Origin of the sequence: Actinoplanes sp. NPDC023801 (genome assembly GCF_040639655.1) — a bacterium.
Taxonomy (GTDB): Bacteria; Actinomycetota; Actinomycetes; order Mycobacteriales; family Micromonosporaceae; genus Actinoplanes.
In genome coordinates, this window is sequence record NZ_JBFAAI010000011.1 from 264716 (window position 1) to 272609 (window position 7894).

A 7894-nucleotide genomic window follows, 5' to 3' on the forward strand; every position below is an offset into this window, starting at 1 on the left:
AGGAGCCGCCGTGCTGGACTACCGGGCCGAGTTCGACGCCGAAGTCACCCTCGACGGCGGGGGCGAGCTGAGGGCGCGGGGCTTCCGCCTGAACATCCCGCACGCCGACGTCACCGAATCCGAGATCACCGCGCTGCTCGTCGCCGCGCTCGCCCCGCAACGGGTCGAGCGGGCCAAGGTCAGCGACGTGCGGATCGTCGCCGAACCGCACCCGCCGGCCCCGGACGCCGAGGCCGAGCGGGTCAGGTTCGTCGAACTCAGCCACGTCATCACAGCCGGGATGGTCACCTACCCCGGCCTGCCGGCGCCCGAGATCACGCCACACCTGACCAGGACCGCGTCGCGCGGCAACTACGCCGCGGGCACCGAGTTCGCCATCGATCGGATCAGCATGGTCGGCAACACCGGGACCTACCTGGACAGCCCGTACCACCGCTACGCCGACGGCGCCGACCTGGCCGGTATCCCACTGGAACGGCTTGCCGGTCTGCCCACCGTGGTGGTCCGCGCGGTCGGCAGTGAGCGTGGCGTCACCGCCGAGATGCTCGCCCACGTCACCGTCGCCGGCCGTGCCGTGCTGCTGCACACCGGCGGTGATCGGCACTGGGGCACCCCGGAGTACGGCACCGACGCCCCCTACCTGACCCGCGACGGCGCCCAGCTCCTGGCCGACCAGGGTGCCGCCCTGGTCGGCATCGACTCGGTCAACATCGACGACGCCTCCCCGGCGGGCGCCGGCGAACGGCCCGCGCACAGCCTGCTCCTGGCCGCCGGGATCCCGATCGTCGAGCACCTCACCAACCTGCGCGAACTGCCGCCGATCGGCGCGCGCTTCACCGCCGTACCGCCGCGGGTCGCCGGGTTCGGCAGCTTCCCCGTCCGCGCCTTCGCGACCGTCCCCGCCGACGAGCCACCCGCGTGAGCCGGGACCTCGAGCTGGCCCGGATCCAGCTCAGCCGCGGCGAACCGGAGGCCGCCGCCCGCGTCCTCGGCCCGGTGCTCGCCGCCGAACCCGACCACGTGCCGGCGCTGGTCCTGATGACCCATGCGCAGATCGCCCTGAAACGGCTGGACCTGGCACAGGAGCTGTCCCGGCGCGCGGTCGAGCACGCCCCCGAGTCGCCGGACGCGCTGTCCGCGCTCAGCCGGGTGCACAGCGAATCGGGCCGGCACGACGAGGCCATCGCGACGGCCCGCGCCGCCGCGGCGCGACAGCCGCTGAACCCGTACCGGCATCACCGCCTCGCCTGGGCGCTGCTCGAGGACGGCCGGCACGCGGTGGAGGCCGAACACGCGGCCCGCGAGTCGATCCGGCTCGACCCGGACAAGGCCGACTTCCGGATCACGTACGCCATGGTGATGAAGCAGTTGAACTTCACCGACCGGGCCCGCCAGGCGCTCCGTGACGCCCTGGCCCTGGAACCGGACAACGCGGTCGCCCGCCACGAACTGGCCGCCCTCGACGTCATCCATCGCAACCCGTTCGCCCTGAGCCGGATGGCCCGCGGCGTGTCCGGCCTGGTCGGAGCCTTGCGCGCCGACCCCAGACAGGAGGCCAGCCGCTTCCTGCTCGACCTGGCCCTGCGCCAGTTCCTCGTCTACACCGCGATCATGCTGGTCCTGCTCGCCTACCTCGGCTGGCGCACCGCCGGATCGTCACCGGGCGCCGCCCGCCTCCTCGCCGCCCTGGCCGCTCTCGCGCCGTCCGCCTACGCCGGCTACTTCCTGTCCCGGCTCGATCCGGCGCTGCGCTCCTACCTGCGGGACCTGCTCACCCACGGCCGTCAGCGCATCGCCCTGGCGGCAGCCGCCCTGGCCGTGATCCCGCTGCTCGTCGCCCTGGCCGCCCCGGCCGCCTGGCTGCCGGCCCTGCTCGGTACGGCCACGTTCGCCGGATTCGCGGTGCGCCTGCTCACCGCCCCGGTCGAGGAGCCCGGCACACCGGGGCGTGGCCTCACCAGCCACTCCCTGCGGCTGATCGCCGGCGTCTGTGCCGCCGTCTTCGTCGGGGTCGTCGTCACCGACGCCCTCCCGCGCGGCTGGAGCTTCCCGGCCGCCCTGACCGCCGCCGGCGGCTTCCTTTTCTGCGTCGTGGTCCTCACCCGCCGTAAAACCACCTCTTAGGTACGCCTACGCGGAGCACCCGGGCTCCGCCGGGCGGGAGTCCGGTGGACGTCGCGTGAGCGGAGCCAGGGTGCTCCTGGTGGCCGTACGCCCATGGATTCGCCTCCGGCGGCGGGGATCCTCAGAAACCGAGGTTTTCCGCCGATGTGAACCTCGTGATCTCCAGCCGTATCCCCGGAGCGGACCGATGACCGAACTCGCCTCCTCCCCGAGCATGACCTCGACCGACGCGTCCGCCAGGGCGTTCGCGGATCCGAGCGACCTGGGTGTGGCGCGGGCCGCCGCGCTGTTCGAGCACATGCAGCCGGAGAAGGCGGCCGAGATGTTGCATCCGGTGCTGGTCGGGCGGCCGGACTCGGCGCCGGGGTGGATTCTGATGGCCCGGATCAGGTTGGCTCTCGACCAGGTGGAGGCGGCTCTGGAGGCGGCCACCCGGGCGGTGGATCTTGCGCCGGAGGATCCGCGTCCGCCGGCGATCGCCAGCCGTGCGCTGACCCTGCTGGGGCGGCACGAGGAGGCGATGAGCATGGCCTACCGGGCGGTGATCGTGGAGCCGAAGAACCCGCTCTGGCACGACCGGGTGGCGTGGGCTCTGCTGGCCGCGGACCGGCAGTTGGGCGACGCCGAGCAGGCGGCACGGACGGCGGTGGGGCTGGATCCGAACGAGGCGCACTACTACTTCACGCACGGGGTGACGCTTGCCGCCCTGGGGCACGTCGATCAGGCGCGGCAGGCGTTGGAGACGTCGTTGCGGCTGGAGCCGGAGAACCCGGTGGCCCGGCATCGGCTGGACGTGCTGAACGGTGCGGCGCAGCCGGTGACGGAGAAGAAGAAGCGGGGCTGGCGGCTGTTCGGGCGCAAGGAGTCGGCCAAGCCGATTCGCCCGGAGGAGTTCCGCCCCTGAGCCGCTGCACCGACACAATACCGCACAAGTAATAATTCGGGCATGCAATCAGGTATGTCTGCGGCGGTTCTCGCACTCGTGGCCGTTGTCGTCGCCCCCGCGCCGGTGTGGGCGAACGACCCGCCGGCGGTGACCGAGATGACCGCCCACTACGGCTTCAACGGACGGTCCAGCAGCATCCTGGACGAGTCCGGCAACGGGCACACACTGCGGGTGATCTCGTTCCAGGGCGGGCGGGTCCGCTCGGTCGCGCACGGACCCGGCACCGCCCTGGCCTTCCCGGACAGGTGCACCGACCAGGTGTGCCCGCACGTCGCTCTGCAGAGTGTCGAATCGGCGGGCCTGAACCCGGGTACCCGCGACATCGCCTTCGGCGCCGACGTCCTGCTCGAACCGGGCCAGACCAGCACCGGCCAGAACGTGCTGCAGAAGGGCTACTCGACCACGAGCAGCCAATACAAGCTCCAGATCGACGGTGCCGCGGGCCACCCCAGCTGCGTGCTGGTCGACGTGCGGCGGCCGATCATCCGGATGGTCCGCAGCTCGGTCACCACCGCGGACGGCCGCTGGCATCGGGTGCGCTGCCAGCGGATCGGCACCCGGCTCGAGGTCTACGTCGACAATGTGCTGCGTGGGCGTACCACGGTGCCGGCGGGGTTGAACGTCTCCAACGACCTGCCGTTGAGCATCGGTGCGAAGGGTGCCTATCGGGACAACGACCAGTTCAACGGCATTCTCGACAACGTCTGGGTACGGATCAGCCGCTGACCGTCTCCTCGTCCGGTTCCGTGCCTCCCGGTATGTCATCGTCGGGAGATGGCGATCAGCAGCCGGACGCGGGCCCTGCTCCGACGGGTCCGCACCGTGCTGCGCAGCGCCCTCACCACGTTCGTGGTGCTGACCCTGATGCTGTGGCTGATGCCGGGCGTGGCCGGCACCGACATCGTGGACACCCTCGGCCTGGTCGTGCTCGTCGCCGCGGTCGGCGCGGTACTGCGGCCGCTGTTGCTGCTCGGCATCACCGCGCTCGGCGGCTGGGCGGCGATGCTGCTCGGCGTCGTCACGCAGATCGTCGTCATGGTGGTGGCGCTGCGGCTGGACCCCGGTGATCGGATCAGTGGGCTGCCCACCCTGGTCACCGCGGCGATCCTGGCCGTGATCGTGGCCGCCCTGCTGGACTGGATGGCCGACGCCGGCAGTGACGACACCTTCGTCCGCGAGGCACGCCGCCTGATGCGCGGGATCCGGCGGCGCTCCACCGGCCGTCTGCTCAGTCTGCGCCGCCCGCCGGCCGGCACCGATGCGGGCCTGCTGATCATCCAGTTGGACGGGGTGGCCGAGCCGGTGCTGCGCTGGGCGATCCGGGCCGGGAACCTGCCGACGATCGGGCACTGGCTGCGCACCGGCAGCCACACGGTCCGCGGCTGGCACACCGGCCTGCCGTCGACGACCCCGGCTTCGCAGGCCGGCATCCTGCACGGCGGCAGCCGGCAGATCCCCGGTTTCCGGTGGTACGAGAAGGAGACCGGCAAGGTGATGGTCTCCAACCGCCCGCGGGACGCCACCATCATCGAGTCCCGGCTCAGCGACGGCCGCGGGCTGCTCCGCGACGGTGGGGTGAGTATCAGCAACGCGTTCAGCGGCGACGCGGAGACCAGCCTGCTGACGGTCAGTCACGCGGCTCTGCCCGGCCGCACGGCCCGCGGCTGGGCGGCGTTCATGGCCTCGCCGTACGGCTTCACCCGCGCCCTCGTCCTCGGCGGCGCGGAGGTGATCACCGAGCTGTACCAGGCCCGCCTGCAGCGCCGGCGCAATCTGCAGCCACGGGTCAGCCGCTCCGGCGCGTTCCTGGCGCTGCGCCCCGCGTCGATGCTGCTGCGCGACGTGAACGTGTCACTGGTCGCCGAGCAGATGGCCCGCGGTGTCCCGGTGATCTACTGCGACCTGGTCGACTACGACGAGGTGGCGCATCACGCCGGCCCGGCCCGCCCCGAATCGATGCGCCAGCTGGAGAGTCTGGACCGGATGCTCGGCGTGCTCGGCCGCCTCGCGCCGGAGGCGGCCCGCCACTATCACCTCGTCGTCCTCTCCGATCACGGGCAGAGCCAGGGCGCGACCTTCCGGCAGCGGCACGGCGAGACCCTGGCCGAGGTGGTCGCCCGCCTCGCCGACGACGTGCTGGTGGTCTCCTCGGGCAACCTGTCGCTGCTCTACCTGACCCGGTTCCCGACCCGGGTGCTCCAGGAGACGATCGAGCACACCTACCCGGACCTGATCCACCGGCTGGCCTCGCATCCGGGCATCGGGATCGTCGTGGTGCAGGGCAAGGACGGGCCGATGGCGTACGGTCCGGGCGGCTCCCACCGGCTGCGCGACGGCGAGGTGACCGGTCTCGACCCGCTGGCGCCGTACGGCCCGTACGCCCGCGCCGACCTGCTGCGCCACCAGAGTGCCGCGCACGTCGGCGACCTCGTCGTGATCAGCTCGGTCGATCCGGAGACGCAGGAGGTCTCTGCTTTCGAGGAACTGGTCGGCTCGCACGGCGGCCTGGGCGGCTGGCAGACCGACGCGATGCTGGTGCACCCGACGTCCTGGCCGGTCACTCATGATCTTGACGGTCCGGACGCGGTGCACCGGCAGCTGATCGACTGGCTGATCATGCTCGGTCTGCGTACCACCGGGCCGATCCTGTCGGCAATGCCCACGAATGACCGCGAACCGGGCGTAGCGGCGCGACTTTCCCCTGTCCGGGAGAGTTGAACCGATGTGCGTCGTCTCCTCGCCCTGACCCTCCTGTTCGTTTTCACCGCCGCGACACCCGCCGGGGCCGTCGAGTCGGCCGCCCGGCTGGCCCCCACCTTCAACGGGACCGTCTACGCGGTCGCCTACCAGGGCAGCACGGTGTACGTCGGCGGGGCGTTCACCAAGGCCAACTGGAACGGGCGCACCTATCCACGCAGCCGGCTTGCGGCATTCGACGGGCGGACCGGTGCCCTGCTCAGCTGGGCGCCGTCGGCTGACGGAACCGTCCGCGCCCTGGCCGCGGCACCCGGCACCCTCTTCGCGGCGGGCGCCTTCCACCGGGTGGCCGGCGAGAAGCGCGACTCGATCGTCCAGCTCAGCCCGGCCGCCGACACCGTCACCCCGTTCAAACACGACATCGACGGCAGCCCGTACACCCTCGCGATCGGCAACGGCCGCCTCTACCTGGGCGGCAGCTTCACCGCCGTGAACGGACGGAAACAGCGGAACCTGGCAGCATTCTCGCTGTTCACCGGACGTCTCGACACCACCTGGCGCGCCTCGGCAGACGATCGGGTGCACGCCATCGCGGTGGCCGGTGACCGGGTCTTCCTCGGCGGGGCGTTCCGGCGGGTCAACGGGGCGAAGGCAGCTTCCCGGCTAGCGGTGGTGCACGCCGCGAGCGGCCTGCTGGACCGCTACTTCAGGCCCAAGGTGGCGGCCGAGGTCAACGCCGTCACGGTGGACCCGGCCGGGGTGTACGCGGCCACCGGGGGGCAGGGCGGCCGGGCGGTGGCGTACCGGTTCGACGGCACCACCCGCTGGCAGCGCGTGTTCGACGGCGACGCGACGGCCATCACCACGATCGCCGGCACCGCCTACGTCGGCGGCCACTTCGACCGGGTCTGCCGGACCGCCCGCAACGGCCCGCAGGGCAACTGCGTGGGTGGTTCGACGCCGCGCGTCAAACTGGCCGCGGTCACCGGCGACGGCCGCCTCACCGACTGGAATCCTCAGGCCAACGGCGTGATCGGGGTACGCGTCCTGAGCGCCGACCCGAGCGGCGCCCTGGACGCGGGCGGCGACTTCACGACCATCGGCGGACTGGTCCGGGCCCGGTTCGCCCGGTTCTGAACGGACCCCGCCCGGCCTGATCAGGCCTGGCTCTCCTCGATCTGCTCGACCGTGCGGGCCCGCCGCCGCCGGATGTGCCGCACGTGCAGCGTCACGTAGATCGCGATCGCCACGACCACGAACCCGATGACGGGCCACTGGTAGCGGTGCGCGTACTTCATCACCGTGCCGATGTTGTCGCCGAGCTGGTAGGCGAGCGTGCACCAGAAGGCGACCCACAGCGCCGCACCGATCGCGTTGTAGAGCAGGAACGTCTTCCACGGCATCCGGGTGATCCCGGCGATCACACCGTTGAGCTGGCGCAGCCCGTCGATGAACCGGGCGATCACGATGACGCGGTTGCCGCGGCGGGCGAAGAAGTCCTCGGCCTTGGCCAGGCGGGCCGGCGTCACGAGGATGTACTTGCCCCACCGCTCCACGATCTTCCGGCCGCCCCGCAGCCCGATCCAGTAGCCGATGTTGTCGCCGATCACGGCCGTCACGAAGCAGATCAGCGCCACGACCCAGATGTTCATCCGGCCCAGGCCCGCGTAGATCGAGCCGGCCACCATGATCGTCTGACCCGGCGCCGGGACCCCGAAGCTCTCGACGACGATCACGCCCCCGATGGCCCAATAACCCCAGCGGTCCAGAATCGGGGCCACGGTGTCGAGGAACCCGGGAAGCTCGGCAGAAGGTGGCATCCGCTACACGGTAGCGGCAGCCGGTAGCGACGACCGCGCGGACCGGGGTGTTCATGCGACGGCGGCACCGGCCGAGATGGCCGGTGCCGCCGATCGGGTGGATCAGATCGCGTCCGCAGGGTGAATCAGTCCGCGCCCGCCGGTGGGAGCGGTCGCGCCGCCCGGTCGATCAGATCGAGTCCGGAGCCAGCTGGCCGCGGAGCTTGGTCAGCGCCTTGGTGAGCAGGCGGGAGACGTGCATCTGGGAGATGCCGATCTGGTCGGCGATCTGGCTCTGGGTGAGGTTGCCGTAGAAGCGCAGCGTCAG

At 71.6% G+C, this 7894-nt stretch carries 8 protein-coding genes; 6 read left to right on the forward strand and 2 right to left on the reverse strand.

Annotated features, from left to right (window positions below):
- The first annotated feature begins 10 nt into the window (after nucleotides 1-10).
- The 6 genes from AB0G04_RS21765 (at nucleotide 11) to AB0G04_RS21790 (ending at nucleotide 6904) form a co-directional block, all read left to right on the forward strand.
- Nucleotides 11-922: a cyclase family protein gene (locus AB0G04_RS21765; RefSeq protein WP_360985361.1), complete on the forward strand. Its 912-nt coding sequence runs from the start codon at nucleotides 11-13 to the stop codon at nucleotides 920-922.
- Nucleotides 919-2124: a tetratricopeptide repeat protein gene (locus AB0G04_RS21770; protein WP_360985364.1), complete on the forward strand. Its 1206-nt coding sequence runs from the start codon at nucleotides 919-921 to the stop codon at nucleotides 2122-2124. Before AB0G04_RS21765 ends, AB0G04_RS21770 begins: the two co-directional genes overlap by 4 nt.
- A gap of 187 nt (nucleotides 2125-2311) precedes the next feature.
- Nucleotides 2312-3028 carry a hypothetical protein gene (locus AB0G04_RS21775; RefSeq protein WP_360985367.1) on the forward strand — a complete coding sequence of 239 codons (717 nt, stop codon included), beginning with the start codon at nucleotides 2312-2314 and terminating at the stop codon, nucleotides 3026-3028.
- A gap of 42 nt (nucleotides 3029-3070) precedes the next feature.
- Complete coding sequence (locus AB0G04_RS21780) at nucleotides 3071-3796, forward strand: LamG-like jellyroll fold domain-containing protein (protein ID WP_360985370.1); 726 nt, start codon at nucleotides 3071-3073, stop codon at nucleotides 3794-3796.
- A 48-nt stretch (nucleotides 3797-3844) separates the two neighbouring features.
- Nucleotides 3845-5788, forward strand: a complete 1944-nt coding sequence (locus tag AB0G04_RS21785; RefSeq protein WP_360985373.1) for an alkaline phosphatase family protein — start codon at nucleotides 3845-3847, stop codon at nucleotides 5786-5788.
- 6 nt (nucleotides 5789-5794) lie between these two features.
- Nucleotides 5795-6904: a hypothetical protein gene (locus tag AB0G04_RS21790; protein ID WP_360985375.1), complete on the forward strand. Its 1110-nt coding sequence runs from the start codon at nucleotides 5795-5797 to the stop codon at nucleotides 6902-6904.
- A 20-nt stretch (nucleotides 6905-6924) separates the two neighbouring features.
- Here AB0G04_RS21790 and AB0G04_RS21795 read toward each other — a convergent pair whose 3' ends face one another.
- Both AB0G04_RS21795 and AB0G04_RS21800 read right to left on the reverse strand, forming a co-directional pair.
- Nucleotides 6925-7587 carry a DedA family protein gene (locus AB0G04_RS21795; protein WP_360985378.1) on the reverse strand — a complete coding sequence of 221 codons (663 nt, stop codon included), beginning with the start codon at nucleotides 7585-7587 and terminating at the stop codon, nucleotides 6925-6927.
- Nucleotides 7588-7756: 169 nt separating this feature from the next.
- Nucleotides 7757-7894 (reverse strand): sigma factor-like helix-turn-helix DNA-binding protein (locus AB0G04_RS21800; protein WP_360985441.1); only part of this gene is annotated, 138 nt, incomplete at its 5' end.

Bases quoted from the DNA above. Each gene is read 5' to 3' on its own strand.
- AB0G04_RS21775 (WP_360985367.1), top strand. From the start codon at position 2,312: ATGACCGAACTCGCCTCCTCCCCGAGCATGACCTCGACCGACGCGTCC.
- AB0G04_RS21780 (WP_360985370.1), top strand. From the start codon at position 3,071: ATGCAATCAGGTATGTCTGCGGCGGTTCTCGCACTCGTGGCCGTTGTC.
- AB0G04_RS21785 (WP_360985373.1), top strand. From the start codon at position 3,845: ATGGCGATCAGCAGCCGGACGCGGGCCCTGCTCCGACGGGTCCGCACC.
- AB0G04_RS21795 (WP_360985378.1), bottom strand. From the start codon at position 7,587: ATGCCACCTTCTGCCGAGCTTCCCGGGTTCCTCGACACCGTGGCCCCG.